Source organism: Pseudomonas resinovorans NBRC 106553, assembly GCF_000412695.1.
Taxonomy (GTDB): Bacteria; Pseudomonadota; Gammaproteobacteria; order Pseudomonadales; family Pseudomonadaceae; genus Metapseudomonas; species Metapseudomonas resinovorans_A.
Genome location: NC_021499.1, coordinates 1,913,926 through 1,938,052, shown reverse-complemented (window position 1 = coordinate 1,938,052; position 24,127 = coordinate 1,913,926). Strand labels below are relative to the sequence as shown.

At 62.7% G+C, this 24,127-nt stretch carries 20 protein-coding genes and 1 pseudogene; 13 read left to right on the top strand and 8 right to left on the bottom strand.

Annotated features, from left to right (window positions below; genetic code table 11):
* Positions 1–10: 10 nt before the first annotated feature.
* Positions 11–730 carry a 4'-phosphopantetheinyl transferase family protein gene (locus tag PCA10_RS08915; protein ID WP_016491734.1) on the top strand — a complete coding sequence of 240 codons (720 nt, stop codon included), beginning with the start codon at positions 11–13 and terminating at the stop codon, positions 728–730.
* Between the two features lie 233 nt (positions 731–963).
* On the opposite strand, the gene PCA10_RS08910 is transcribed toward PCA10_RS08915, so the two are convergent.
* Positions 964–2,580, bottom strand: coding sequence for an ATP-binding protein (locus PCA10_RS08910; RefSeq protein WP_016491733.1), 1,617 nt, complete (start codon positions 2,578–2,580; stop codon positions 964–966).
* A gap of 38 nt (positions 2,581–2,618) precedes the next feature.
* Positions 2,619–3,341, bottom strand: coding sequence for a response regulator (locus PCA10_RS08905; RefSeq protein WP_016491732.1), 723 nt, complete (start codon positions 3,339–3,341; stop codon positions 2,619–2,621).
* Positions 3,342–4,050: 709 nt separating this feature from the next.
* Between PCA10_RS08905 and PCA10_RS08900 the strand changes: the two genes are divergently transcribed.
* The 3 genes from PCA10_RS08900 to PCA10_RS30255 all read left to right on the top strand — a co-directional run bounded on the left by PCA10_RS08900 (position 4,051) and on the right by PCA10_RS30255 (position 8,964).
* A complete protein-coding gene (locus PCA10_RS08900) occupies positions 4,051–6,942 on the top strand; it encodes a ribonucleoside-diphosphate reductase subunit alpha (protein ID WP_016491731.1) in 2,892 nt (963 codons plus the stop codon).
* Between the two features lie 323 nt (positions 6,943–7,265).
* Complete coding sequence (locus PCA10_RS08895) at positions 7,266–8,513, top strand: ribonucleotide-diphosphate reductase subunit beta (RefSeq protein ID WP_016491730.1); 1,248 nt, start codon at positions 7,266–7,268, stop codon at positions 8,511–8,513.
* Positions 8,514–8,661: 148 nt separating this feature from the next.
* Positions 8,662–8,964, top strand: coding sequence for a hypothetical protein (locus PCA10_RS30255; RefSeq protein ID WP_144276957.1), 303 nt, complete (start codon positions 8,662–8,664; stop codon positions 8,962–8,964).
* Here PCA10_RS30255 and PCA10_RS08890 read toward each other — a convergent pair.
* Positions 8,961–10,111, bottom strand: a protein-coding gene (locus tag PCA10_RS08890) for an IS3 family transposase (RefSeq protein WP_144276949.1) whose coding sequence is annotated in 2 segments (ribosomal slippage) — positions 8,961–9,874 and positions 9,874–10,111 — 1,152 coding nt in all. Because the reading frame shifts where the segments join, the coding sequence is not laid out codon by codon here. The genes PCA10_RS30255 and PCA10_RS08890 overlap by 4 nt on opposite strands.
* An 11-nt stretch (positions 10,112–10,122) precedes the next feature.
* On the opposite strand from PCA10_RS08890, the gene PCA10_RS30250 reads away from it, so the two are divergent.
* Together PCA10_RS30250 and PCA10_RS08880 are read left to right on the top strand one after the other, a co-directional pair.
* A complete protein-coding gene (locus tag PCA10_RS30250) occupies positions 10,123–11,256 on the top strand; it encodes a hypothetical protein (RefSeq protein WP_016491728.1) in 1,134 nt (377 codons plus the stop codon).
* A gap of 417 nt (positions 11,257–11,673) precedes the next feature.
* A complete protein-coding gene (locus tag PCA10_RS08880) occupies positions 11,674–12,189 on the top strand; it encodes a BRO-N domain-containing protein (RefSeq protein ID WP_016491727.1) in 516 nt (171 codons plus the stop codon).
* An 87-nt stretch (positions 12,190–12,276) separates the two neighbouring features.
* On the opposite strand, the gene PCA10_RS08875 is transcribed toward PCA10_RS08880, so the two are convergent.
* Together PCA10_RS08875 and PCA10_RS08870 are read right to left on the bottom strand one after the other, a co-directional pair.
* Positions 12,277–12,936, bottom strand: a complete 660-nt coding sequence (locus PCA10_RS08875) for a dioxygenase family protein (protein WP_016491726.1) — start codon at positions 12,934–12,936, stop codon at positions 12,277–12,279.
* Positions 12,937–13,080: 144 nt separating this feature from the next.
* Entirely contained in the window at positions 13,081–13,485 is a 405-nt protein-coding gene (locus PCA10_RS08870; protein WP_016491725.1) for a hypothetical protein, read from the bottom strand.
* Between the two features lie 539 nt (positions 13,486–14,024).
* On the opposite strand from PCA10_RS08870, the gene PCA10_RS08865 reads away from it, so the two are divergent.
* Positions 14,025–14,606 (top strand): hypothetical protein, encoded by a 582-nt coding sequence (locus PCA10_RS08865; RefSeq protein WP_051148029.1) that lies wholly within the window; start codon positions 14,025–14,027, stop codon positions 14,604–14,606.
* Positions 14,607–14,768: 162 nt separating this feature from the next.
* On the opposite strand, the gene tenA is transcribed toward PCA10_RS08865, so the two are convergent.
* On the bottom strand, positions 14,769–15,434 hold the full coding sequence (tenA, locus tag PCA10_RS08860) for a thiaminase II (RefSeq protein WP_016491723.1): 666 nt from the start codon (positions 15,432–15,434) through the stop codon (positions 14,769–14,771).
* 214 nt (positions 15,435–15,648) lie between these two features.
* Positions 15,649–16,524 carry a LysR family transcriptional regulator gene (locus tag PCA10_RS29215; RefSeq protein ID WP_016491722.1) on the bottom strand — a complete coding sequence of 292 codons (876 nt, stop codon included), beginning with the start codon at positions 16,522–16,524 and terminating at the stop codon, positions 15,649–15,651.
* A gap of 127 nt (positions 16,525–16,651) precedes the next feature.
* On the opposite strand from PCA10_RS29215, the gene PCA10_RS08850 reads away from it, so the two are divergent.
* The 6 genes and pseudogenes from PCA10_RS08850 (at position 16,652) to PCA10_RS08825 (ending at position 23,131) form a co-directional block, all read left to right on the top strand.
* On the top strand, positions 16,652–17,998 hold the full coding sequence (locus tag PCA10_RS08850) for an NAD(P)/FAD-dependent oxidoreductase (protein WP_016491721.1): 1,347 nt from the start codon (positions 16,652–16,654) through the stop codon (positions 17,996–17,998).
* Positions 17,999–19,054: pseudogene (locus tag PCA10_RS31240) on the top strand (FAD-dependent oxidoreductase); the annotation flags it as partial. It abuts the gene before it with no gap.
* A gap of 523 nt (positions 19,055–19,577) precedes the next feature.
* Positions 19,578–20,876 carry an NAD(P)/FAD-dependent oxidoreductase gene (locus tag PCA10_RS08840; protein ID WP_331711922.1) on the top strand — a complete coding sequence of 433 codons (1,299 nt, stop codon included), beginning with the start codon at positions 19,578–19,580 and terminating at the stop codon, positions 20,874–20,876.
* Between the two features lie 67 nt (positions 20,877–20,943).
* Positions 20,944–21,732 carry a transporter substrate-binding domain-containing protein gene (locus PCA10_RS08835; RefSeq protein WP_016491718.1) on the top strand — a complete coding sequence of 263 codons (789 nt, stop codon included), beginning with the start codon at positions 20,944–20,946 and terminating at the stop codon, positions 21,730–21,732.
* Between the two features lie 169 nt (positions 21,733–21,901).
* Complete coding sequence (locus PCA10_RS08830; protein WP_016491717.1) at positions 21,902–22,132, top strand: hypothetical protein; 231 nt, start codon at positions 21,902–21,904, stop codon at positions 22,130–22,132.
* Between the two features lie 492 nt (positions 22,133–22,624).
* Positions 22,625–23,131 carry a YkgB family protein gene (locus tag PCA10_RS08825; RefSeq protein ID WP_016491716.1) on the top strand — a complete coding sequence of 169 codons (507 nt, stop codon included), beginning with the start codon at positions 22,625–22,627 and terminating at the stop codon, positions 23,129–23,131.
* Positions 23,132–23,169: 38 nt separating this feature from the next.
* Here PCA10_RS08825 and PCA10_RS08820 read toward each other — a convergent pair whose 3' ends face one another.
* Complete coding sequence (locus PCA10_RS08820; protein WP_016491715.1) at positions 23,170–24,021, bottom strand: AraC family transcriptional regulator; 852 nt, start codon at positions 24,019–24,021, stop codon at positions 23,170–23,172.
* Positions 24,022–24,127: the final 106 nt, after the last annotated feature.

Below are 24,127 nucleotides of genomic sequence, written 5' to 3'. Positions count from 1 at the left end.
GAATGCCGCGATGATTTCCAGCCATCCCGCCTGCTGCACCCCGTTCGACACCACCTGGCCTTTCCCCTGGGAACTGCCAGGCGCGGTGCTGCGCTCCTGTCGCTTCGACCCCGCGCTGCTCGCCGCCGACGACTTCCCCCGCAGCGCCATCCTGGCGCCGGCCAATATCCAGCGCTCGGTGGCCAAGCGGCAGGCGGAATTCCTTGCCGGCCGCCTCTGCGCCCGCGCCGCGCTCCAGGTACTCACGGGCCGCTTCGAAGCACCCACCCTGGGCGAGGACCGCGCGCCGGTCTGGCCTGTTGGGGTCAGCGGCTCCATCAGCCACAGCCACGGGCTGGCGATCGCCCTGGTGGCCGACAGCAGCCAGTGGCGAGGCCTCGGCCTGGACCTGGAAGAACCGCTGGCCTGCGACCGCGCCCTGCGCCTGGCGGAAGAAATCCTCACCCCCGCCGAAGTCGAGCGACTGCAAGGCCTCACTCCGGAACAGCAGGCCCAGCGCATCACCCTGACCTTCTCTATAAAGGAGAGCCTGTTCAAGGCGCTCTACCCGCTGGTGGGCAAGCGCTTCTACTTCCACGACGCCGAACTGCTGGCGTGCGACGCCGCCGGCCGGGCGCAACTGCGCCTGCTGATCGACCTGTCGGAAGAATGGAAAGCGGGCAGCGAACTGGAAGGCTGGCACTGCCAGTTCCAGGGCCGACTGCTGAGCCTGGTGGCGGTGGCGGCCTGAACGAAGCAGCCTTGTAGGATGGGTCGGGCGGCGCTCCGCTGAGCTTGCGAAACCCATCAACCTGGGTCCGCATGGGTTTCGTACCTCAACCCATCCTACGATCTGTCGTGGTGCGGGCGGCGCACCCAACCGCGATACGCCACGCAGGATGGGTTGAGCGGAGCGATACCCATCGCTCAGCGCCGTAGGATGGGTAGAGCCCGCGAAATCCATCTCGCACCCTCAGGAAAGCGCTAGAGGGTTTCCGCCTCGCTCTGCCGGCGCGGCCACACCAGGCTGAACCTAGCCCCGCCCAGCGCTTCGCTGCGGCCGATCTGCGCGCGGCCGGCATGCCAATAGATGATGCGCCGCACGATGGACAGCCCCAGGCCGTGGCCGCCGGAAGCGCGGGTGCGGCTGTCGTCCAGGCGCATGAAGGGTTTGAAGATCTTTTCCCACTGGTTTTCCGGCACGCCGGGGCCGTCGTCCTCGACGTCGATGCGGCAGCGCTTGTGGCCGATCTGGTAGTTCAACTGCACCCGCGACTCGGCATGGCGCATGGCATTGCTCACCAGGTTCTGCAGGGCGCGATGCAGGTAGCGCGGCTCGGCCTCGACCCAGGCGCCGTCGCTGCCGACGTTCAGGCACAGGCCCCGCTCGATGCGCACATTGGCGCGCAGGTGGGACAGCTCGGCAATCACCTGGTCGAACAGCGCATCCAGGTCCACGCGCTGGAAATGCAGCGCCGGCGAGCCCTGCTCCAGGCGCGCGTAGGTCAGCATCTCGTCCACGAGCTTGTCCAGTTCCTGGATATCGCTGTCCATGCCGTCCATGTACTTGCGCCGGGCGGTCTCGGTTTCGGCGTCGGCGATCATCTCCAGGCCGAAGCGCAGCCGCGCCACCGGCGTGCGCAGCTCGTGGGACACCGCACGGATCAATTCGCGCTGCAGGCTCAACAGGCGCTGCAACTGCTCGGCCATGCCGTTGAAGGCCGCGGCCAGACGCCCCACCGAGTCGGCGCCCCGGGCCGGCACCCGTGCATCCAGCTTGCCCTGGGCGATATCGGTGGCGGCGCTTTCCAGCCCCATCAGGCGATGCTCCAGATGGCGCACGAGGAAATACACGGTCAGGCCGATCAGGGTCAGGCCGAGGAAGCCGATCAGCACCAGCATCTGCGGCGGATAGGGGTTCATCTGGTGCAGGGGGCCCATTTCCAGCACCCAGGGCGTGTCCACCATGCCGGAGAACACGCGGATGGAATCGCCATCCTTGCCCAGGGCCATCACCGTATCGCCCTCGTCCACCCGGCGGCGCTGGTCCACGTCCAGGTTGGCGTCCTTCAGCGGGATCAGCCGCATGTCGAAGCCGAACTGCTTGTTCTCCTTGAGGGACGCCAGCCGCTGGGGCTGTTCGTTCACCGGGAAGCGCACCAGCTCATCCATCAACAGGTAGACGGTGGCCCGCGCCAGCTGCTCGCTGATCTGCTCCACCTCGCCGGTCAGCAGCAAGCGCTGGCCCAGGCTCACCAGGCTGTACACCCGCGCCGCATGAGGGCCGGTCTGCTCCACCAGCACCTGCCCGCGCAGCAGGCGATTGCGCGCGCTGCTGTCCAGGCCGGAACCGTCCATGGGCTGCAACTCCAGGGGAATGCCCAGCAGGCGCCCCCAGAGCACCACCGCGCGGCGGCGCTCCACCTCATTCATCGGCTGCAGGTTGTCCGCCATCAGGCGGAAGGTGCCGCGGGCCAGGCTTTCACGGTACTGGTCGGAACGCACCTCGTTGACCTGGTGAATGGTGAACACGCCAAGCAGCGCCACCACAACCAGGGTCACCAGCATGCCGCCGTAGATACGCAGGAAGATCGAGTTCATGGACTCTCGCCCGGAAACTGCGAACCGTCACCGGTCCGTCAGAGGCCTTCGGCGGCCTCTCTGACAAATAGATAGCCCTTGCTGCGCACCGTCTTGATCAGCCGCGGGTGCATGGGGTCGTCACCGATCTTCGGGCGGATGCGCGAAATGCGTACGTCGATGGAACGGTCCTGGCCGTCGTACTCGATGCCGCGCAGGGAATTGAAGATCTCCTCGCGGGACAGGATGCGCCCGGCGTTCACCGCCAGCAGCCAGAGCAGGTCGAACTCGGCGCTGGTCAGCTCGATGCTGCGCTCGTTGAGCCAGGCCTCGCGCATGGCGTTGTCGACCACCAGCGGACCGAACTCCAGGCGCCGCTGGTTTTCCGCCACCGGCACCTCGGCCACCACCTCGCTGCGCCGCAGCAGTGCACGGATGCGCGCCAGCAGCACACGGGGGCGCACCGGCTTGCACACATAGTCGTCGGCGCCCAGCTCCAGGCCGAGTACCTGATCCATGTCGTCGGTACGCGCGGTGAGCATCAGGATGGGGCCTTCATATTGGCCACGCAGCTTGCGGCAGATGGACAGGCCGTCCTCGCCCGGCAGCATCAGGTCGAGCACCACCAGGTCCGGGCGCTCCCTGAGAATGCGCGCCACGGCCTGGCCGCCATCGGATTCGATGGCCACCTGCAGACCGTTAGCTTCCAGGTATTCGCGCGTCAGATCGGCCAAACGCTGATCGTCTTCGACTATGAGGATTCGCCAGGCTTCTTGCTCCACCACGCACTCCAAAGACAGCGTCAGGACCAGTGAAAAGGGTTCGCATTGTAGCAACGCCGAACCGATAGCACAGCGCATGCCAGCTGGACACCAAAACACAAGATATTGTGTTAGCTTGCGACGCCGTCAACAGCTCGATTCGGCCTCTCGAACTGACCGTTTGCCGGCGACGAACGGCAGAGCCTAGAGCCAGTGGGCCTCCGCCCTCGTTACTCCACAGTCACCCACAAATCACCCACAACTTATCCACAGGCTAGATGTTGTGGGTCGCCTTGCAATACCCCAAACAGCGCATTATCTTGTACCCCCATCAGGCCCAACCCCTACATATTGGGGTGAGGGCGTACCACCGGACACAATTAGAATCAAGCGCTAAAGGCTTCTTCAGAAGCCGACCACCGGTGTGTCAAAGCGGTATTTCACCCACCAGGCGCCCCAGGCGAATGGTGCCGGCCCAGGACACGAAAGAACGTGACTGGCGGCTGGAAGCGGGTGTGGCGCGAAGCGCGCTCACCACTAGGTATTGTGTTGTCACGGCGGTTTAACACCGTGACGTTTGACTTGTAGGGCCAGGAAGGCGCTTGAGTCCTGTCCTTCTGCCTCGTAGCACCTCGTTTTGCGCCCGGCGCCTCGCCGTGCGTATGACGTTGTGAAAAGGGAATGAAGGCGGCTCGTGCGCCCTTAGATAAATCAGAACATGGAGAACCCCATGCAGACCGACACCACTCGCGAGAACCCGCAGGCCGCAGCGCCCCAGGCAGCAGATTCCATCCAGGATCTGGCCGCCACCGCGCCCGGCCAGCTGCGCGTGATCAAACGCAACGGCACCGTCGTCCCGTACACCGACGACAAGATCACCGTTGCCATCACCAAAGCGTTCCTCGCCGTGGAAGGCGGTACTGCCGCTGCTTCTTCGCGTATCCATGAAACCGTCGCGCGCCTGACCGAGCAGGTCACCGCGACCTTCAAGCGTCGCATGCCGTCGGGCGGCACCATCCATATCGAAGAGATCCAGGACCAGGTCGAACTGTCCCTGATGCGCGCCGGCGAGCAGAAAGTCGCCCGCGACTACGTGATCTACCGCGAATCCCGTGCCCAGGAGCGCTCCAAGCGCAGCGCCGACAGCGAAGTCGCCCAGCCGCACCCGAGCATCCGCATCACCCGCGCCGACGGCAGCCTCGTGCCGCTGGACATGGGCCGCCTGAACACCATCATCAGCGAAGCCTGCGAGGCCCTGGCCGAAGTCGACGGCGGCCTGATCGAGCGCGAAACCCTGAAGAACCTCTACGACGGCGTGGCCGAGAAGGACGTCAACACCGCCCTGGTGATGACCGCCCGCACCCTGGTAGAGCGCGAGCCGAACTACTCCTACGTCACCGCCCGCCTGCTGATGGACACCTTGCGCGCCGAAGCCCTGGGCTTTCTCGGCGTTGCCGAAAGCGCCACCCACCACGAAATGGCCGACCTCTACGCCAAGGCCCTGCCGGCCTACGTGGAAAAGGGCGTGGAGTTCGAGCTGCTCGACCCGCAGCTGAAGACCTTCGACCTGGAAAAACTGGGCAAGGCCATCAACCACGAGCGTGACCAGCAGTTCACCTACCTCGGCCTGCAGACCCTGTACGACCGTTACTTCATCCACAAGGACGGCATCCGCTTCGAACTGCCGCAGGTCTTCTTCATGCGCGTGGCCATGGGCCTGGCCATCGAAGAGAAGCAGAAAGAAGAACGCGCCATCGAGTTCTACAACCTGCTGTCGTCCTTCGACTACATGAGCTCCACCCCGACCCTGTTCAACGCCGGTACCCTGCGTCCGCAGCTGTCGTCCTGCTACCTGACCACCGTGCCGGACGACCTGTCGGGCATCTACAGCGCCATCCACGACAACGCCATGCTGTCGAAATTCGCCGGTGGCCTGGGCAACGACTGGACGCCGGTCCGTGCGCTGGGCTCCTACATCAAGGGCACCAACGGCAAATCCCAGGGCGTGGTCCCCTTCCTGAAAGTGGTGAACGACACCGCCGTCGCCGTGAACCAGGGTGGCAAGCGCAAGGGCGCCGTCTGCGCGTACCTCGAAACCTGGCACATGGACATCGAAGAGTTCATCGAGCTGCGCAAGAACACCGGTGACGACCGTCGCCGTACCCACGACATGAACACCGCGAACTGGATTCCCGACCTGTTCATGAAGCGCGTGTTCGACGATGGCCAGTGGACCCTGTTCTCGCCCTCCGAAGTACCGGACCTGCACGACCTGACCGGCAAGGCCTTCGAAGAGCGCTACGAGTACTACGAAGCCCTGACCCAGTACGGCAAGATCAAGCTGTTCAAGACCATCCAGGCCAAAGACCTGTGGCGCAAGATGCTCTCGATGCTCTTCGAGACCGGCCACCCGTGGCTGACCTTCAAGGACCCGTGCAACCTGCGCAGCCCGCAGCAGCACGTGGGCGTGGTCCACAGCTCCAACCTGTGCACCGAGATCACCCTGAACACCAACAAGGACGAGATCGCGGTCTGCAACCTGGGCTCGGTCAACCTGGTCAACCACATCGTCAATGGCAAGCTGGACACCGCCAAGCTCGAGAAGACCGTCAAGACCGCAGTGCGCATGCTCGATAACGTCATCGACATCAACTACTACTCGGTCCCGCAGGCGCGCAACTCGAACCTCAAGCACCGTCCGGTGGGCCTCGGCATCATGGGCTTCCAGGACGCCCTGTACCTGCAGCACATCGCCTACGGTTCCGACGCCGCCATCGAGTTCGCCGACAAGTCCATGGAAGCGGTGAGCTACTTCGCCATCCAGGCTTCCTGCGACCTGGCCGACGAGCGTGGCGCCTACGAGACCTTCGAGGGTTCCCTGTGGTCCAAAGGCATCCTGCCGCTGGACTCCCAGCAGATCCTGATCGAAGCCCGTGGCCAGAAGTACATCGACGTCGACCTGACCGAGTCCCTGGACTGGGCCCCGGTACGTGCTCGCGTACAGAAAGGTATTCGTAACTCGAACATCATGGCCATCGCGCCGACCGCGACCATCGCCAACATCACCGGCGTATCGCAGTCCATCGAGCCGACCTACCAGAACCTCTACGTGAAATCGAACCTCTCCGGCGAGTTCACCGTGATCAACCCCTACCTGGTACACGACCTCAAGGCCCGTGGCCTGTGGGACCCGGTCATGGTCAACGACCTGAAGTACTACGACGGCTCCGTGCAGCAGATCGAGCGCATCCCGCAAGACCTGAAAGACCTGTACGCCACCGCCTTCGAAGTCGAGACCAAGTGGATCGTCGACGCCGCCAGCCGCCGCCAGAAGTGGATCGATCAGGCCCAGTCCCTGAACCTCTACATCGCCGGCGCCTCGGGCAAGAAGCTCGACGTGACCTACCGCATGGCTTGGTACCGTGGCCTGAAAACCACCTACTACCTCCGTGCCCTGGCCGCCACCAGCACCGAGAAATCCACCATCAACACCGGCAAGCTCAACGCCGTGTCGGCTGGTGGCAGCGAGACCCTGCAGGCCGCTCCGGCTGCAGCGCCGGCGCCGGCTCCGGTGCCCAGTGCGTGCTCCATCGACAACCCCGACTGCGAAGCGTGCCAATAAGCGCGCGTCGCTGAGCGGCGCCCGCGTTGTTGCCCGGCTGGCTGGCCCCCATCACGTACAGACGTACGCTCAGGGGCTCCAGCCAACCGGGCGCCTAGCGGTCACTCGCACAGCACCACGCTCGACCGGGAAAACCCCTCCCCTCTCCCTCCGGGAGAGGGGCCGGGGCGGACCGCGATCGGGAGAGGGAAACCTCAGGCAGCACCGATATCCGAATAATCACACCCGCAAACCGGGTGTGCACAAGCCAGGGCAATTCACCGCCCGGCCATGAACCACCGCTTTAGCGTGCGCCACCATCCACGCCAACCAGGAGAGGAACAATGCTCAGCTGGGACGAATTCGACAAAGAAGACCCCACCGAAGCCAAGGCAGCCCCCGCCGTTGCCCAGGCCGCCGCCAAGGCCATCGACAAGCTCGACAACGAAGCCGCCGGCTCCGTTGAAGAAGCCCGCGCCGTCTCGGCCGACGACTCCGACGCCGTCGCCCGCGCCAAGAAGGCCCTGGACGCCCTCGACATCCAGGAAGGCCTGGACGACCTCGAAGGCTCCGCCGCGCGCGTGCAGGTTGGCGACAAGCAGATGATCAACGCCCGCGCCGACCTCAACCAGCTCGTACCCTTCAAGTACGACTGGGCCTGGCAGAAGTATCTGGATGGTTGCGCCAACCACTGGATGCCGCAGGAAGTGAACATGAACGCCGACATTGCCCTGTGGAAGAGCAAGGACGGCCTCAGCGAAGACGAGCGCCGCATCGTGATGCGCAACCTCGGCTTCTTCTCCACCGCCGACTCCCTGGTTGCCAACAACCTGGTGCTGGCCGTGTACCGCCTGATCACCAACCCCGAATGCCGCCAGTACATCCTGCGCCAGGCCTTCGAAGAGGCGATCCACACCCACGCCTACCAGTACTGCATCGAGTCCCTGGGCATGGATGAAGGCGAGATCTTCAACATGTACCACGAGATCCCGAGCGTCGCGAAGAAAGCGTCCTGGGGCCTCAAGTACACCCGCTCGATCTCCGACCCCGAGTTCAAGACCGGCACCCCGGAGACCGACCGCCAGTTCCTGCGCAACCTGATCGCCTACTACTGCGTACTGGAAGGCATCTTCTTCTACTGCGGCTTCACCCAGATCCTCTCCATGGGCCGCCGCAACAAGATGACCGGCACCGCCGAGCAGTTCCAGTACATCCTGCGCGACGAATCCATGCACCTGAACTTCGGCATCGACGTGATCAACCAGATCAAGATCGAAAACCCGCACCTGTGGGATGCCCAGATGAAGGACGAAGCCACCCAGATGATCCTCCAGGGCACCCAACTGGAAATCGAATACGCACGCGACACCATGCCGCGCGGCGTACTGGGCATGAACGCGGCCATGATGGAGGACTACCTCAAGTTCATCGCCAACCGCCGCCTGACCCAGATCGGCCTGAAAGAGGAATACCCGGGCACCAGCAACCCGTTCCCGTGGATGTCCGAAATCATGGACCTGAAGAAAGAGAAGAACTTCTTCGAAACTCGCGTCATCGAGTACCAGACCGGCGGTGCGCTGAGCTGGGATTGAGTCCGGGTCAAGACATTAGGAAAATATAAACGCTTTACCTGAAATGGAAATTTGGGGCAGCAAAAGAAAGGTTATAGCCCCGCCAAGTGCGGGGCTTTTTTATTCTAAGACGACTATGTCCAAACAAAAAGTCAAACTACGAGATATTGTGAAAGACCAAGATCTCGTACGCAAAATAACAAAATCATTTTCTGACCTTCGCGCCGACTTTGATTTGAGCCTTGATGCTTCTGCAGAAAAAATAAATGAACTTTCCGAAACCCATGTAGACGTCAAGGACAACTTAAGCAAACTGATTTCCCACACAGGATCTTCCAGTGGGGTATTGCAAGGTCTCCGCGGGACTGGAAAAACTCACTTATTCCTTCTAGCACGCCACAAAGTCAACCAAAACATATTCGACCACGGCAATCTCACCATATATCTAAATGAATCGCCCCGGCTTTCCTAGACACTCTCCAAGCTCTGGAAATAACGCTTTTCAAACTCCACTGGCGATAGCTGCATAGCGCTGCTGTGCCGGCGTTTGGGGTTATAAAACATCTCGATGTAATCGAACACATCACTCCGGGCTTCTTCGCGGGTGCCGTAGGTTTTTCGTCGGATGCGTTCCCGCTTCAGCAACTGGAAAAAGCTTTCCGCCACCGCGTTGTCGTGGCAGTTACCGCGTCGACTCATGCTGCTGATCAGGTTGTTGGCCTTGAGGAAGCTCTGCCAGTCCGAGCTGCTGAACTGGCTGCCCTGGTCGGAGTGGATCATCACTTCCTGCTTGGGCTTGCGCCGCCACACCGCCATCAACAGGGCATCGATAGCCAGGTCGCTGCACATCCGTGGCTTCATCGACCAGCCGATCACCTGGCGTGAAAACAGATCCAGCACCACCGCCAAATACAGCCAGCCTTCATAGGTGCGGATGTAGGTGATGTCGGTGACCCAGACCTTGTTCGGTTCACTAACGTTGAATTGCCGCTCCAGGCGATTGGGCGAAGCCACCGTTGGCCGGCCGCCGTAATAGCCGGGGCGCCGCCGATAGCCGGTCTGTGAGCGCAGCCCTTCTCCTCGCATCAGGCGAGCCACGCGGTGCCGGCCACAGGACTCCCCCAGCTCACGCAGGTCGTCGTGAATCTTGCGATAGCCGTAGACCCCACCGCTTTCCAGCCAGGCATGTTTGATCAACCCGAGTAGGCGCTGATCTTCCTTGGCGCGTACGGATTTCGGCTCGGTCAGCCAGGCGTAGTAACCGCTGGGATGCACTTTCAGGGTCTGGCAGAGACGTCGAACCGGGTACTCCACCGACAGCTTGCTGATGAAGGCGTACTTCAGCCGGACTCCTTGGCAAAGTACGCGGCGGCCTTTTTTAGGATGTCTCGCTCTTCGGTCACTCGCTTGAGTTCGGCGCGCAGACGACGCAGTTCGGCCTGCTGATCGTCGTCTTGCTGCCGCTGCGCCTGGGGCTTGCCGTAGCGCTTGATCCAGGCATACAGGCTATGCACCGACATGCCTAACCGCGCTGCCACCTCGGCTACGGGGAGGCCGCGCTCGGTCACTTGTTTGACCGCTTCGATTTTGAATTCTTCGGGGTAACGCTGGTTGCTCATGGCACCTCCTAATGGGCCTCATTATGAGGCTTGGAGGTGTCTACGAAACTAGGGGCGATTCATCCTCCAAATATATAAGCTACCTAGACATAGAACACATCTCCACCACATTAAATAAAATAATTAAAACACTAAAAATAAAAACAATAACATTCTATATCGATGAATGGGAAAAACTTTACTACGAAAATGATGCACAAAAATTTCTTGCCAACTATATAAATAAAATAATTGATAATCCTATTTACTTCTGGATTGCATACGTACCCTATCGTGGAACACTACACCCCCTCTCTATCGGAAATGATCTTCAGCACCGAATAGACTTGGACGAATCGCTCATATATGAAAGCGACCAACAATCATGCATAAAGTATTTCCAAGACTTTATTGACAAACGCCTCCAGCACCACCTGCATAGGCCAGACATATCTAACTCAGTCCTTATCAACAACAAGAAGAACTTCGAGTTACTGATTATGGGGTCAATGGGGAACCCTCGAGATTTCGGTACAATTCTTGTCCACGCATGGAGTGAATTCGTAGCATACAGAAGTATGCCTCTTAAGCGTGGCGGGGCATTCCAATACGTCTCGGCCTCCATGATCAAAGATGCCATAAAGTCCGATGGAGAAAAGAAGCTACTCAATTTCAATTCGACCCCGCACGCAATGGCTGCCTGGAGAGATCTAGAAGACTTCGCAATAAGAAACAAAACGAGTCATGTCGCGGTGGAGGAAACACCTGAAAATCATTCAGCGCTGGCAGAAATAGATTTCTCCGAGCTAATTTATCAGCGACTACTTCACAAACGAATGGATCGAGTAAGCGCAAAAGAAAGCTCTATCAAAAACAAATTATCCATATATGCTCTGAGTTACTCTTGTACCTACGACCACCATCAAAGAGACAAGAAATTTCAGTTCATTACAAGGTACGAAGACATTCACAACAGAGTCAGAAGATACATTTATGACCCTTGCAAAATAATCAAACAACGCAAGCTTACGGAGGGTGAAATGTTCCCCTGCCGGACATGCGGATTCGAGATCACGCCCAAGATGAAGCATGCGTGGGAGAGAAACACTTGCCCGGGGTGTGGAAACGCAATCACACAACGAGAGGCAGAAGAGAGCGCAAGCTAATTACGCTTAGAACAGGATCAGGGTGAATGAATTTTCATTCACCCGCCTGAAAACAAAATCAAAAAAACACTCATCACCAGACATCACTCCCCCTCAGTGCGGTGATCAAAGTAGATGATTTCCCGCCTACCAATCAGCCAAATCCCACACTCCAACTGCCTTCCCTCTCCCCCGCTCCACCCATAACCTCTGTCCTCGGCGCCTAAGAAACGCTTACTCAAGCAGCGGACCAACCGCTCCCGAAAGCTCAGCGGCTTTTTTGTGCCTGCGGCATACTCGCGCCCGCACAAAACTCTGCTCTGTCGGGAGCGGGCTAATACAAGACCCGAAAGGGGAATACGTCCGGCCCTCTGCTTGGGGTTTCTTAGCTCCCGACTCCAACAGCCCTAAGAAAGCTGTTCAATCAAGCAGAGGTAAATGGATATGCCCGAGTTCCCCCAGTTCCACCCCGCCCCTCCCCCGGACGCCGAAGTCCTGATGCCCGCCCAGTTCATCCGCCACAAGCGCCAGCTGCGCGCCGTGCTGCTGGACGATGAAGCCTGGTTTGTCGCCAGCGACCTGGCGCGGCTGATCAACCACCCGCTTCAGCCCGAGCGAGTGCAGCGCAATCTGGACGAAGACCAGCTGCAACGCGCCTGGCTGCGCAACAGCCATGGGGACTATGAGGAAGACCTGCTGATCAGCGAGTCCGGCGTGTACGCCGTGCTGATTCTCTACTACCACCCGGAAAACCGCTGCATCCGCCAATGGCTCACCCAGCAGGTGGTGCCGCGCCTGCGCCACGAAGCGCGCATCGGCGGCCAGTTGCCCTACCGCGCCCTGATGCAGTGGCTGGACCGGGAGCTGGAGGTGCTGCATTGGCGCGGAAATACCTGGCTGCAGTTACGCGATTGCCCGCGACTGCTGCACACGCCGCCCCAGGTGATCGGCTGACCCACGTCGGTTGAGCCTGCGGGACCCATCGCAGAGATGTCGACGGGTTTCGCAGGCCAGCTCGCGCAATTTCGCGGCTTGCCCCACTCAACCAAAGCCCCGCGCCAGCACGATATCGAACAGCCCACGGCGCAGCTCGCCGTCCTGTTCCAGCTCGATGATGTTGGTGGTCCGCTCGTGGGCCCAGGGGTCACCGGCGATGAAGGGGTCGCCCTTGAAGTAGAGCTGCAGGGTAACGGGCACATGGAGCGACTCCATGACCCGGAAATGGATATGCGCGGGGCGCATCAACCCGCCGTACTTCTCCAGCCCCGGCAGGTTCGGCGGCACGGGGTAGCGGCCGGGCATGACGGTCTCGATGCGGTACTTGCCCTGCGCATCGGTGTAGAGCATGCCCCGCAGGTGGAAGTTGCCCTTGTCGGTGTAGTTGCCGGGGGTTTCGGTGTCATAGAGGCCGGCACCGTTGGCCTGCCAGATTTCCACCAGCGCATTGGGGATGGGCGTGCGGCAGTCCGAACTGAACACGGTGCCGCTCACCAGCAGGCGCTCCCCCGGCTCCTCCGGCCCGGCCAGGCGTGACTGGAAAGGTGCACCGAAACGGTAGTAAGGGCCGAGGATGTCGCCCTGGGTCACGGCGCAGCCTGGCTGCGCGAAGGTGGGCCCGGCGAGCAGCCCACCGCCCAGCAGGACCATGCCGCTCCCCAGGAAATGACGCCGCGAGATGCCTGCCCTTGGCTGCTTGTCCACGCCCGCCTCCTCCCGGAACCAGCCCGGTAGTCATTGACGATGACACGCCAGACTTCCCGCCGCGAGGGAACACGGCGAGGCGTGTTCCGCTGAAGTCTAGCCAGTGGCCAGTACCCCGCCAGGGCGTACGGACGAGCGCGAAACCTATAGCGTGATGCTGCTGGCCGGGTAGAACAGCACGTTGAGCACGAAGAGGATCATCCAGAAGCCGATTTCCAGGGTTTCGGTAATCGGCTGGATGCGCTTGATGGCGCCGTAGACATGCACGACGAACATCAGGGCGAACACCAGGAACAGCAGATCGAAGGCGTAGCTGAAGCCAGTGCCGGTGACTACCGAGCGCAACATGGCAATTTCGATAACGAGAATGAAAGCACCCAGGCAGCGGCCGAAGTAGATGGCCAGGTGGTCATGCTCCGGGATGGTCCAGCGCATGAGCCGTGCCCAGCTGAGCGGAGCGATGAAGATGGGCAGGGCAAAGAATAGAGTGGTCAGTACCATCAGGGTGGCGATGTATTCCCGGCTGTATTGCGCGTAGTAACCCAGCATCACTGAACTCCTTTTCCATTGACGCAGCGAAATACGCCGAGTCGTTATTGTTGTTTTTGGTTTTTTCTGGCGGTAAAGATTCGCGAGTTAGCTGCAAGTTCGTCAAGAAAACAAATAGAACCCGCTACCAAAGAAGGCAGTTAACACCATCGCACTAGCACTAAGGTATTAGCACTCAATACCCTCTAAACGAACACGACAGCACTCAACAACGGCAAATTCGCCCCTAACCACACCATGCACGCAAAAACCACTACCGCCCAAGCTCGCCACCAAAAAACATATATCAAAAAAACATAACAACCAAAAACAACTACTCCAGTAAAAACTAACAACCCATCCACCTATAGCGAAAAATCCCAGAAATCACCGAGAAAATTCCTATTCCAGAACAGAGACAAACCAGCACATTGAGCATCAGAACTCCACTACGTACTTTCACTAATCACGAAAGAACCACGCAGGTCTTCCATTTTGTAATGAGATGGGACTGGCCGTAGCCAAGCAGATAGCCAAATCGCTGGCAGGGGAAAATGACAATGAATAAGGAAATACTGGGCGTTATTTCGCTACTGGTTACGCTTGTGCAGTACACCCCCTACTGTCGGTCGATCTACCGCAAGCAGCTCCGACCACACGTTTTTTCATACCTCATCTGGGGTGTAAGCGCCGGTATCGTCGCAGTTGCACAATGGTCGGCCGATGCCGGCCCGGGAGCCTGGGCAATGGCGCTAGTCGCGTTGCTTTGCTTTCTCGTTGTCGGACTTTCCTATCGAACCGGGACCCGCTACATCTCCAAGGGCGATTGGATTGCGTTCATCGCGGCGATGCTCGCTATTCCAATATGGGTGCTGACCGACAGCCCGCTGGCTGCCGTAGTCGTGGTCACGCTGATCGACATCGCTGCGTTCTACATGACGCTGAGAAAAGCGATAGTTGCACCTAACGAGGAAAGCATCAGGTTCTATGTGTTGGCCACGCTTCAGTACGTGTTGTCCATACTGGCCATCGAGTCATACAACCCGACGACGTTGCTCAATCCTCTGGTGCTCACCCTGACATCCTCGCTGTTGATCGGCATCATGGCCTGGCTCCGACTCCGCTCTGCCCCTTGCCATTGAGCAAGTGCCTGGATTGGGGAAGGAAAGCGACCGCCCTCCCCCAATCCAATGAGCCCTCCAACTTTTCACAGTCCGCCATCAGTGCTCAATCCAAACGCCTGTTCGTTGGGTTCCGTACCTCTGCGAGACGCGGCCCGACCTACTGATGCTTCACTGCCAGGGTCAGGCCTGTGCGCTGTCCAGGCCCATCTGCCAGAACTCCGCTTCCAGGCGCGAGGCCTTGGCGAACACGGCCACCAGCTCGTCGAAACGCTGCTCGGTCATGCTGCGCGCCGCCAATTCATCGAGGTGCTTGCGCGCCGCTGCAGCCACGCCTTGGTACACCTCACCTGCGTACTCGCCAATCCACTCGCGGTAGGGATGATCGGCCAGCGCCGCAATGCCATTGGGCGTCAGGTTATTGCCGATCTCGGCATAGCCGATCACGCAGGGCGCCAGGGCCACATGAAGTTCCAGTAGGTCGCCGGCGGCGCCGCAGTCCAGCACGTAGCGGGTATAGGCCACGGTGGCCTGGTGCTCCGGCGCCGATTCGATGTCTTCCTGCGAGAGGCCCCAGCGAGCGCACAAGCGCACATGCAGGTCGGTCTCGTCGAGAATCGCCGCCAGCCCCGCCTGGGCCGCGCGGATGTCCGCCGGGGTGCGGCTCTTGTAGGCGGCCAGCGCCCAGGCCCGGGCGAACTGGATCAGGAACAGGTAGTCCTGCACCAGATAGGTCTGGAACGCAGACTGCGGCAATGTCCCTGCGCCCATCTGGCGAACGAAGGCATGGTCCACATAGCTGTTCCAGTCGTCTGTCGCAGCGGCTTTCAATCGGTCGAAGATATCCATGGTTCAACGCTCCATTGCATAAACGGCGTCAAGGTACCCGAGTTCGAGTGCGAGGGGTGCAATTGGGGGGCTGGCGAGCCACCACACCGACCGCATGGGTTTCGCTGCGCTCTACCCATCCTACGAATAGTCCGTTGGCTGCCTCGTAGGATGGGTCGGGCGGCGCTCCGCAGAGCCTGCGAAACCCATCAAGTCCGAGCGTGGAATACGAGCGTCAGCCAGCCACTTCCTGCTCCAGCCACTCGAGGAACTCCGCAAAGCCGCGGGAGCGCTTCACGCGTTTGGGGTAGACCAGGGTGTAGCGCGCGCCGGTGGTGATGTTGCCGGGGTGGACGCGGGTCAGTTGCTGGCGGTGCAGTTCATCGCGGGTGATGACGGGGTCGACCAGGGCGATGCCCTGGCCGCAGGTGGTGGCGACGATGGCCGATTCCAGGGTATCGAAGGTCAGGTGGCCGTTATTGGACCCTGTCGAGCCCGGGTACAGCTCGTCCCAGCGGCGCCAGTCCAGGCGATCCATGCTGCCGTCGACCAAGCGCCCGGTCTTGAGCACTTCTTCCGTGGTGGTGCCAGCGAGCAAGGCCGGCGCGCACACCGGGATCAGCTCCTCCTCCCACAGCTCCAGCGCTTCGAAGTCGGGCCAGGTGGCGGTGCCGTAGGTGATCATCGCGTCGATCGATTCGAAGGCGAAGTCGGGAAAGCTCTGATAGGCCGTGTCGACGCTGACGGTGACGTCCGGATTCAGGCGATAGAAGTCGCTCAGCCGTGGAATCAGCCAGCGCGTCGCCATGGTCGGGTGCGCCCGCAGGCTCACGCTTCGCCCCGCCGTGGCGAGCATGTGCGAGGCATCCGAGAGCAGGCCGATGACCTGCTCGGCAACCGGCACCAGCGACGTGCCGGCGGCGGTCAGCACGATCTTGCGTGTGTGCCGCTCGAACAGGCGGCTGTCCAGGCTTCTCTCCAGCTGCGCCACCTGGCGGCTAACGGCGCTCTGGCTGAGGTGGAGCTGCTCGCCGGCCTTGCCGAAGTTGCCGGTCTTGGCCACGGTCAGGAACGCCTGCAGAAGCTCGATGGATGGCAGCTGGCGACTCATCGTTCTATGCGTTCCTCACATGGGATAAATGCCGATACGTCACTTATCTTTCGGCCGTCCGGGGCACATTCTTGGGCCAGACGCCGGCGCGCGACGACGCGCCGCCCACAATCTACCGGTGCCCCTCATGAACAGTCCAGAAGCGGCATTTGCCGCCCTCTCGATCCCTCGCGACGACCGCCTGCCCGATGAAGTGGATGTCGCCATCATCGGCGGTGGGCTGATGGGCTGTGCCTGTGCCTACTACCTCGGCAAGGCGGGCGCCAAGGTGCTGCTCCTCGAGAAAAGCCTGTTGGCGGGCCAGCAGTCGTCACGGGCCTGGGGCTTCGTGCGCCAGCAATCGCGCGACGAAGCCGAAGTGCCCCTGATGCAAGCCAGCATCGGCATCTGGCGCGAGCTGGAACGCGAACTCCAGGCAGACCTCGGCTGGCGCAACGACGGCTGCCTGTTCGTTGCCGGCAACGAGGCCGAGCGGGCGGGCTACGAGTCCTGGCTGTCGGTTGCCCGGAGCTTTTCAGTCGATACGGTGATGCTTTCGCCGCGCGAGGTGGAGCGCAAGCTGCCGGGCTATGCAGTCCCGCAACTGGGCGGCCTGTTCACCGCCAGCGACGGACAGGCCGAGCCCACACAGGTGGCGCGCGCCTTCGCGATGCGCGCCCGGGAACTCGGCGTGCGCATCGTCGAGCACTGCGGCGCCAGGGGCATCGACGTCGCCGCCGGGCAGGTGGTGGGCGTTGAAACCGAACGGGGCTACGTGAAGGCGAAAGCCGTGGTCTGCGCTGCCGGCATCACCACCTTCCGCCTGCTGCGCCTGCTCGGTATCTCCCTGCCGCAACAACTGGTCAGGGGCACCGTGGCCAGGACCACGCCGGGCCCCGCCCTGAGCGGCATCTCCACCATCGCCAACGGCGTGGGCTTCCGCCAGCGCGTCGACGGCAGCTTCAACATTGCCGACGACGCCCATGTGGACGTGGACATGACGCTCGGCCACCTGCGCGCCCTGCACTGGTACGCGCCCTCGCTCTGGGCGCACCGCAAGTCGTTCCGCTTCAACCTGAACGGCGCCTGCCTGACGGATCTGCGGCAGCGCATGCCGTGGTCGGAAGCTTCAAAGCTCGGCCCCGGTATCCACCAGCGCGAGCCCTTTACCCCACCCAATGGCAAAGGCCTGCGAACGGCGCTGCGCGCGCTCAAGGACGCCTTCCCCTACCAGGCGAACACGCAGATCGTCGAGCAATGGGCGGGCGGTATCGATGTCTTGCCGGACGGCATTCCGGTCATCGACGCGCAGACGTCGCCGCGCGGCCTGGCCGTGGCAACCGGCTTCTGCGGCCACGGCTTCGCCATGGGCCCGATCGTGGGCAAGACACTGGCCGACTGGATCCACACCGGCGATCCGGGGCTGGACATGCGCCAACTACGCCTGTCGCGCTTTGCCGAGGGCGACGTCAAGCCGCCCTCCTCGCTGTTCTAGGTGATACCCACGCCTCATTTCGCACACCCACGGCATCAGGGAGGGAATACGGTGACACGACATCCCGAGCAAGCGCTCTACTACGACCCCGCATCGGTAGCTGGCAAGGCGCCGCCGATCAGGGACGAGACCGATATCCTCATCGTCGGCGCGGGCCCGGCGGGGCTCGCCGCCGCCCTGACCGCCGCCGGACATGGCCTGAACGTCACCCTGGTGGACGAGAACCCGGTCCCCCTGGAAACCATGGGGGAAGAGGTCCCGCTGCATTTCGGTGGACGGATGGGCGCGGCGGTGAGCAACCGTAACAGCGTGCTCAACACCCTGCTCGAGGCCCGCCCGGAGATCGCCGAGGCGCTGGAAGCCGGTGTCGACGTCAGGCTCGGGACCGCCGTCTGGGGGCTGTTCCCGCAACAACCCACACGGGCCTGGATAGCGGGCGCCGTCGCAGGCCTGGCCGATGACGAAAACGCCTATCTGCTGCGCTTTCGCCAGGTGATTGTCGCCGCCGGACGACGGGACATGGGCCTGGCCTTCGACGGCTGGCAGCGTCCCGGCGTCATGGGCATCAGCGCCGCCCACCGGCTGGCCACGGTCTATGGCGCGCTGGAGTCGCGCATCGCCGTGGTGCTGGGCAGCGACACCCACGCCCTGGCAACCGCCCATGCCCTCAGCGGCAAGGGTGTACGGATCGCCGCGATCGTCGAGCAGGCCGCCGAGGTGAGCGGCGATGCAGCCTTGCTCGGCCTGCTGGTGGAACAGGGCGCCCAGGTGCTGACCGGGCATGTGATTGCCGAGGCCGGCGGCGATGCCTTGGGCGTCAAGCGGGTCAGCGTGGTGGCGGTCGATTCGGCGGGCCACCGCGTCGACGGCGCCCAACGCGAAATCGAGTGCGACAGCGTGCTGCTCGGCGTGGCCGCCATACCCGCCATCGAGCTGGTGGAGTCGGCGGGGTGCAGCACCTCGTTCAAGGCCGAGCGCGGTGGCCACGTCGCCGACACGGACGCCGCGCTGCGCACCTCGTTGCCGTACGTCCTGGTGGCCGGCGACTGCGCCGGTGCCTGGTCGTCGAAAAGCCTCGACGAGGACATCGCCCGGCGCGAAGGCCGGATCGCCGCGCAGACCGCCCTGGCCGCACTGGGTGTCGAGATCGAGCAGGATGAAGAAGCAGTGCTGCCCGACCTGCCGGCCGGCGATATCGCCGCCCGCCGCGCGGACTGGGTGCGGGCCTCGGCGCTGCATGCGCAGAACGAACCGTACATCTGCCTCTGCGAAGAGGTGACCGCCCGCGAAATCATCGGTCAGCAACCGCCCCGCTACCTCGGGTGGCCCCCTGCCGTCGCGATTCCGGGCAGCTACAAGGACTCGCCCAATCCGGACGTGACCAAGCGCCTCACCCGCGCCTGCATGGGGCCCTGCCAAGGACGCCGTTGCCGTGAACAGGTGGCCGGGCTGCTCAGCCTCGACTCGGGGGTGAGCGTCGCCGAGATCGCCCTGGCGTCGTTCCGCCCGCCCGTCCGCCCACTGTCGCTGCGCCAGGCCGGGCAGATCGAGGAGGTGCCGCAGATGCAAGACCGATGGGATGCGTGGTTCGACATGCCGTCGCAGTGGACGCCGTTCTGGCTCTGCGCCGGGCAGCAGACCACGGCCAGGCGCCCACAGGAAACGCCCGGGCAACCCCACTCACTGCATGACAACGAGGGCTGAGACGATGCACAGACTTGCGAATTCGCCCAAGGGTGCGTCCGTCGTAATCGTGGGTGGAGGCGTGACCGGGCTGAGCGCCGCCTGGTGGCTGGCACGGGACGGGGTCGATGTGCTCGTCCTCGAGGCGGGCCTGATCGGCTGGGGTGCCTCCGGGCGCAACGGCGGCGGTTGCTCGCACCATCACAGCCCGCTGTTCCTCGAGGAACAACGGCTCTGGCCGATGCTGGACGAACTGCTGGAGTATCCGACCGAGTATCGCCCGGACCGGATCAGCATCGCCCTCAACGAGCACCAGCTTTCCCTGGACCTGAAGGTCGTCGACGAAATCGCCTTCCACGGGATGCGCGCCGACCGCCTGGACCCGCAACAGGTCCGCGATCTCGTCCCCTTTGCCGGCGATAACGTGCTGGCCGGCTACTACTACCACCTCGGCGGCCACGCCAACCCACACCGCACGCTACAGGCCTATGCCTGGGCGCTGCAGAATCTCGGCGGCCGCGTTGTCGAGCACTGCCCGGTCACCGGTTTCGCTCGCCAAGGCGGCCGCGTGACCGGCGTGCACACTTCCCATGGCCTGATCGCCTGCGACCAGTTGGTGATCGCCGCCGGCCCGCACACCGGCGAGCTGGCGGCCCAGCTCGGGGTGGAGATTCCCCTGGTCACCGCACGCGCCGAAATGATCGTCACCGAGCCTCTGCCGTTGATCGAGGTGGGCGGTGTGGATGGCAATGGCCTGTATGGCCGGCAAACCCTGCGGGGCAACCTGGCCTATGGCGGCGGCCCCCACGAATGGGTCGAGCTGGCCGACCTGCACGGCACCCGACCGCAGTCGACGCCTCTGCAATGCAACATCGCCAAACGGCTCGCCGAGCTCTTCCCGAAAATCGCGCACAAACGCATGATTCGCAGCTGGGCGGGGTTCATCGAAAACACCCCGGACGGCCGCCCGGTCATCGACCGTCCCGCCGCACTGGAGAACCTCACCGTGGCCACAATGTCCGGCGTCGGCTTCGGCCTCTCGCCGGCCAGCGGCCACGCCATTCGCGATCTCGTCGTCGATGGGCAGTGCAGTTTCGCCGACCTTTCCACCCTTTCCCTCTCGCGTTTCGCCGCCCTCGAGTCGGACTGGCAGAGGATCCAGGGCTGGCTGTCGTTGCCCGTCCCCGCAGCCTGAAACAACCTCGTTGAACAGTTGCACATAACCGAAGCCTGTCGCCTTCCTCCCGAAAGAGGTACTCGCCATGAAACGAATGCTCCGTACTCTGACCTTGTTCGCCGCTATCGGTATGACCTTGAGTTCTGTTTCGGCTTCAGCGGAGGAAACGCTGAGCTTCGGTGTGGCCGCGGAGCCTTATCCGCCCTTTCTGCTGAAGACTCCCTCCGGGCAGTTCGCCGGGTTCGAACCCGACCTGATCCGCGCGCTCTGCGAACAGATGAAGGCCAAGTGCGAAATCAAGGAAGTGGCCTGGGACGGCATCATTCCCGCCCTGCTGGCGAAGAAGTTCGACGTGATCTTCAACTCGATGGGGATCAGCCCGGAACGCCAGAAAGTCATCGCCTACTCCCGTCCGTACTACGAAACCACCGGGGTGTTCGTGGCCCCGAAGGACACGCAACTGACGCTGACCCCCGAGGGGCTGGCGGGCAAGGCCATCGGCGTGCAGGTGTCGACCACCAACGCCGAGTTCATCCAGGCCACCTACGGCAAGACCTCGGACATCCGCCTCTACAACACCCAGGATGACTGCACCGCCGACCTGGTATCCGGCCGTATCGACGCCATGTTCCTCGACAACCTCGGCAACATCGACTTTCTGAAATCCGACCTCGGCGCGATGTTCGAGGAGAAAGGCACCGGCAGCGTCAGGATGGACCCGCTGAAGTACGGCCTGGGGGTTGCGGCGGGCCTGCGCAAGGACGACACCGCGCTCAAGGCGCGCATCGACCTGGCCCTTACGCAGCTGTACGAATCGGGCAAGTACACGCAACTGTCGAAGCAGTACTTCGATACCGATATCTGGCCTAAGTGAGGGCGGCATAGAAACCCGCCAAAGCCGGGCAAGGGAGGCGTGAGCGATTCGCTCGCGCCCCTGCGGCAGCCCGTCCGCCGCCCGATTCGCCCGCTCATGCCATCCCCCGGGTTTGGGGAAAATCTCCCATCTACCCTCAGTTCATTGCCCAGCCCCGTGGAGCGATGCGATGAACACCGACGACAAGCCGAACCTCGAACTCAGCCTGGAACCCTTGCAGCCCTCCACCGGCTCGCCTACTTCCCGGGGCAAGGCAGTATTCAAGATCGACACCCGTAGCGGTGGCGACCGGCGCAAGAACGACGATCGCCGTCAGACCATCCGCTTCGAGCAGGACCGCCGGCAGAGCGCCAGGCGCGGCAAGAGCAGCGACCCGTGGGACCAGAGCATCGATTTCTGACCACGCGCACGTGAAGCGGCGCACAGGAGCCGGCGTTCGCTGATATCGATTGAGACCCGCGGCGGTCCAACACGCGGCTCTACCCTGGACCTGGAAGGTTGCCGGAGGGCCCGCGTGCCCTCCCCCTGCCCATCGGGCAGTTCCTCCCGACCTTGGTGCAATGCACCAATAGGCATCACTCCCCCGCCACACCTACCTCCCTCGGACGCTCCGGGGACGGCGCTTCATTGGCCGGCCTGAACGATCTGCATCGAACTCCGTACGTTCGGCACCCACGCGGAGGGGGCGGATGGCGAGACTCTCTCCATGCAGACGCACAACGCGTCGGCCCAACGGGAGACGACTCATCGACAGCACGAACTGGATGGACTGACGGCCCCTGGCGTGAGGGGCGCGCAGCGACGACCCGGTCGTCATCACGCAGATCGCATACAGCCTGACCACCGTCCCATCGCCGGGACGCCCCTTTGCCAGAACACGGGAAGCACAACGATGAACACCACGACTCTTACCCAGCAACACCGCACCGCCGCCGCCAATCCGTCCCTCGGGACCCTGACCACCGCCGTGGGCATCTACGGCGCCTACTTCGCCCTCGCCGCCATCTACTTCTGGTTTGGCGGCATGAAGTTCACCCAGTACGAAGCCGAAGGGCTGGTGCCACTGGTGAGCAACAGCCCGCTGTTGGGCTGGGTCTACGAGCTGTTCAGCGTGCGGACCTTCTCCAGCATGCTGGGCGTCCTGGAGGTCTCCATCGGCCTGCTGATCGCCGGGAGACTGCTGTCGCCGAAGCTGTCGCTGGTGGGGGGTGCGCTGTCCGCCGGGCTGTTCGTCACCACGCTGAGCTTCATGTTCTCCACCCCCGGGGTGATCGAGCCCAGCCTCGGTTTCCCGGCCATCAGCGTGGCGCCCGGCCAGTTCCTGCTGAAAGACCTGGGCCTGCTCGCCCTCTCCATCTTCGTTGCCGGCCATTCCCTGACCCGCCTGGAAACCCGCTGAACCGCCGCGCCGAACAGGGCCTGGACGCGCCGCCGCGTTCAGGCTCTTTGCGCTATCCGTCCCTCGGCATCCTCACGGGCTTTCAACCACTCCCGGGGGCTGCTGCCGGTCTTGCGGCGGAACGCCCGGGCCAGCGCCGACGGGCTTTCGTAGCCCACCTCATCGGCGATCAGCGCAATCGGCCGCCCCTCACGCAAACGCTTCTGCGCCAGGCTGATGCGCCAGCTCAGCAGGTACTCCGCCGGCGTCTGGCCGACGACAGCGCGGAAATGCTCGGCATAGGCGGTGCGCGACATGTTCGACTCAGCCGCCAACTCCGCCACCGACCAGGCCCGCTGGGGCATCTCGTGCATGCGCACCAGCGAGCGCGCCAGGCGCGGGTCGGCCAGCCCGGCCATAATTCCGGTGCTCAGCTTCCGCTCATCGAGCAGATACCGCAGCAGCAGGATGACCAGCACCTCGAACAACCGATCGAGCAGCGCCTCCCGGCCGCAGTGCCCGTCCGCCGCCTCGCTGAACATCAATCTCAGGGTATCGGCCAGCAGCGGCAGCTCGTCGAGGGGCAGTACCAGCAGGTCGGGCAGCGAGGCGGACACCGGGTTGTCGGCGCCACCATCGAAGGCCATGGAGGCACACAGCAGCCGGGCGCCTTCGGGCTCCACGGGAATGAGCTGGTGCCAGGTCGGTCGGGACAGGAAGATCAGGCTGGGCCGGGTGAGCAACTGGTTGGCGCCGCGGAGACCTCGCAGGCCGAGGCTGCCCGACTGCAGCAAATGGATATGGCCGCGCTGGTCGGTGCCATCGTAGGTGGCCGTGCCGCACAGCTTGCCGCTGTGGAACAGCCTGGAGCGGACGCCGAATTGCGACAGCAGGGTAGACAGGCGGTCCATAGGGCACCCCCATAGCCGGCCAGGGAGAAGCGGAATGATAGCACCGGCCCCCTCCCAGCCCGGCCGCCGCTGCGGACGTTGCCGGGGCTGGAGTGAACTGCTAAAA

Bases quoted from the DNA above. Each gene is read 5' to 3' on its own strand.
- PCA10_RS08915 (WP_016491734.1), top strand. From the start codon at position 11: ATGATTTCCAGCCATCCCGCCTGCTGCACCCCGTTCGACACCACCTGG.
- PCA10_RS08910 (WP_016491733.1), bottom strand. From the start codon at position 2,580: ATGAACTCGATCTTCCTGCGTATCTACGGCGGCATGCTGGTGACCCTG.
- PCA10_RS08900 (WP_016491731.1), top strand. From the start codon at position 4,051: ATGCAGACCGACACCACTCGCGAGAACCCGCAGGCCGCAGCGCCCCAG.
- PCA10_RS08895 (WP_016491730.1), top strand. From the start codon at position 7,266: ATGCTCAGCTGGGACGAATTCGACAAAGAAGACCCCACCGAAGCCAAG.
- PCA10_RS30250 (WP_016491728.1), top strand. From the start codon at position 10,123: ATGGGCCTCATTATGAGGCTTGGAGGTGTCTACGAAACTAGGGGCGAT.
- PCA10_RS08880 (WP_016491727.1), top strand. From the start codon at position 11,674: ATGGATATGCCCGAGTTCCCCCAGTTCCACCCCGCCCCTCCCCCGGAC.
- PCA10_RS08870 (WP_016491725.1), bottom strand. From the start codon at position 13,485: ATGCTGGGTTACTACGCGCAATACAGCCGGGAATACATCGCCACCCTG.
- PCA10_RS08865 (WP_051148029.1), top strand. From the start codon at position 14,025: ATGAATAAGGAAATACTGGGCGTTATTTCGCTACTGGTTACGCTTGTG.
- tenA (WP_016491723.1), bottom strand. From the start codon at position 15,434: ATGGATATCTTCGACCGATTGAAAGCCGCTGCGACAGACGACTGGAAC.
- PCA10_RS29215 (WP_016491722.1), bottom strand. From the start codon at position 16,524: ATGAGTCGCCAGCTGCCATCCATCGAGCTTCTGCAGGCGTTCCTGACC.
- PCA10_RS08850 (WP_016491721.1), top strand. From the start codon at position 16,652: ATGAACAGTCCAGAAGCGGCATTTGCCGCCCTCTCGATCCCTCGCGAC.
- PCA10_RS08840 (WP_331711922.1), top strand. From the start codon at position 19,578: ATGCGTGGTTCGACATGCCGTCGCAGTGGACGCCGTTCTGGCTCTGCG.
- PCA10_RS08835 (WP_016491718.1), top strand. From the start codon at position 20,944: ATGAAACGAATGCTCCGTACTCTGACCTTGTTCGCCGCTATCGGTATG.
- PCA10_RS08830 (WP_016491717.1), top strand. From the start codon at position 21,902: ATGAACACCGACGACAAGCCGAACCTCGAACTCAGCCTGGAACCCTTG.
- PCA10_RS08825 (WP_016491716.1), top strand. From the start codon at position 22,625: ATGAACACCACGACTCTTACCCAGCAACACCGCACCGCCGCCGCCAAT.
- PCA10_RS08820 (WP_016491715.1), bottom strand. From the start codon at position 24,021: ATGGACCGCCTGTCTACCCTGCTGTCGCAATTCGGCGTCCGCTCCAGG.